The 1,653-nt window shown below is 76.8% G+C and carries 2 protein-coding genes; one reads left to right on the top strand and one right to left on the bottom strand.

Annotated elements, in window-relative coordinates; genetic code table 11:
• Window positions 1-88: 88 nt before the first annotated feature.
• The gene (locus ABZV78_RS31720) at window positions 89-577 is read right to left on the bottom strand and encodes a MarR family transcriptional regulator (protein ID WP_355644545.1); all 489 of its coding nucleotides are present in this window, start codon (window positions 575-577) and stop codon (window positions 89-91) included.
• A 51-nt stretch (window positions 578-628) separates the two neighbouring features.
• On the opposite strand from ABZV78_RS31720, the gene pip reads away from it, so the two are divergent.
• Complete coding sequence (pip, locus tag ABZV78_RS31725) at window positions 629-1,576, top strand: prolyl aminopeptidase (RefSeq protein WP_355644547.1); 948 nt, start codon at window positions 629-631, stop codon at window positions 1,574-1,576.
• Window positions 1,577-1,653 lie beyond the last annotated feature (77 nt).

Raw genomic sequence — 1,653 nt, forward strand, 5'->3', positions numbered from 1 at the left:
CTGTCCGGCTTTGAGACCGGCGTGACGCCGCCCGCGCGCGGGCCTCGCACCGCCCGGGGGCGCGCGGTCGAGCGGCGGCCGGCGCGGGTCAGGCCTGCCGGGTGGGCGCCAGGCCGGTGTCGGCGATCCGGTCGCGCAGCGGGCGGCGGCGCAGCGCGGCGAGCACCGCGTACAGCTCGTCGGCCAGGGGTACGGGCAGTTCGGCGTCGAGCCGCCGCATGGCCGTGGTGGTGGCCGCCCACTCGGCCTCGATCACGGGCAGCAGCGCGTGCGCCCGGTCGGTGAGGCTGACGATGCGCTGCCGGGCGTCCGCGCCGGGGGCGAGGTCGACCAGGCCGGCGCGGGCCATCTGGGCGACGGTCTGGCTGGCCGCGGAGTGGGTGACGCCCACCCGGGCGGCCAGGTCGCGGATCGCGAGGGGCCCGTCGGCGACGAGCACCCGCACCAGCGGTGAGTAGCGGGGCCGGTAGTCGGCCAGGTCGAGGCCGGCGTAGACGGCGGCGACGTCGCCGTCGAGCACCTCCAGAACGTGGCGCAGCAGGGTGCCGAGTGCCTCGCGGTCGGGGGTGGCGGTCACGTCCGCTAATGTAACAGCGCTGTTGTATCCGGGCCGTGGGAGGGGAACCCGATGTATCCACCGATCGAGCCGTACGCGCAGGGCCAGCTCGACGTGGGCGACGGCCAGCGGATCCACTGGGAGACCTGCGGCAACCCCGACGGCCGGCCGGCCCTCGTGGTGCACGGCGGCCCCGGCTCCGGCGCGGGCCCCTCCTGGCGGCGGCTGTTCGACCCGGCCGCCTACCGGATCGTCCTGTTCGACCAGCGCGGCTGCGGCCGCAGCACCCCGCCCGCCAGCGACCCGGCCACGGACCTGTCGGTCAACACCACCGCGCACCTGCTGGCCGACATGGAACGGCTGCGCGCGCACCTGGGCGTCGACCGGTGGCTGCTCTGCGGCGCCTCCTGGGGCTCGTCGCTGTCCCTGGCCCACGCCCAGCGCCACCCGGAACGGGTCACCGCGCTGGTGCTGTTCAGCGTGGTCGCCAACACCCGCCGGGAGATCGACTGGGTGACCCGGGACATGGGCCGGATCTTCCCCGAGGAGTGGGCCCGGTTCCGCGACGGCGTGCCGGCGGCCGAGCGGGACGGCGACCTGTCCGCCGCGTACGCCCGGCTGGTCAACGACCCGGACCCGCAGGTGCGCGACCGGGCCGCCCGGGACTGGTGCGCCTGGGAGGACGTGCACGTCTCCCTGGCCGGCGGATACCAGGCCAGCCCCCGCTACGCCGACCCGGTGTTCCGGGCCGGCTTCACCCGGCTGGTCACCCACTACTTCAGCAACCTCGGTTTCCTGCCGGACGGGCAGCTGCTGCGCGACGCCGGCAAGCTCGCCGGCATCCCCGGCGTGCTGGTGCAGGGCCGCCTGGACGTCAGCGGCCCGCCGGACATCGCCTGGCAGCTCACCCGGGGCTGGCCCGACGCCCGGCTGGAGATCGTCGAGTCCGGCGGCCACGGCAGCGGCCACGGGGTGGGCGAGCGGGTGGTCGCCGCCCTGGACGCCTTCGCCCGCGCCTGACCGCGCCCCCGGTCTCAGGCGGCGGCGAGCAGCGCGCGGACCGGGGCGGCCTTCGCGGCCGCCTCGGCGACCTCGGC

Origin of the sequence: Micromonospora sp. NPDC004540 (assembly GCF_040610095.1) — a bacterium.
Lineage (GTDB): Bacteria > Actinomycetota > Actinomycetes > Mycobacteriales > Micromonosporaceae > Micromonospora.